We start from the raw sequence: 462 nt of genomic DNA, 5'->3' as shown, positions 1-462 counted from the left end.
GCGCTTCAAGTCGAAGCACGGGCGCCAGGCAATCTCGTGCCCGCAACGGATCAGTGTCGTTGACGGCTTGCCGAAGGTCGGCACTGTTCGCGCGGTGTTGCGCCGCCCGATCAGCCATCAAAAATGCCGAGCTTACCGGACGGACACCCTCCAACCAATAGTTTTCAGTTTTTCTTTTTGAAATATTTCTCTCGGTGGTATCTTATGTATTTAAGCTCCTTGGAGTTAACAATAATTTTTCTCGAAATATCAACGCCCCATTTTTTCAATATTCTCTTTACATCATTAGATTTAATTAAAATATTTCCTTCATCCGAGAAGCTAATTTGTCCCTTATCGAAAAGTTTATCTATGTGAGGAGCTAGTAAAAGGCCATTATTTGGATCAAGCCTTTCCATATTGTTTGAATGGCGCCAACCCTTAATATGGCTGGCAACTAAATAATTTGGATCTCTTGTATCT

The 462-nt window shown here is 42.6% G+C and carries 1 protein-coding gene; it reads right to left on the bottom strand.

Annotated features, from left to right (window positions below; genetic code table 11):
• Positions 1 to 164: 164 nt before the first annotated feature.
• The coding region (locus E1297_RS00665; RefSeq protein ID WP_196223091.1) for an HNH endonuclease signature motif containing protein at positions 165 to 462 on the bottom strand (298 nt) is incomplete at its 5' end.

Source organism: Roseibium sp. RKSG952 (assembly GCF_009711355.1).
The sequence above is the reverse complement of the archived record's forward strand: the minus strand, read 5'-3'. Positions and strand labels throughout refer to the sequence as shown.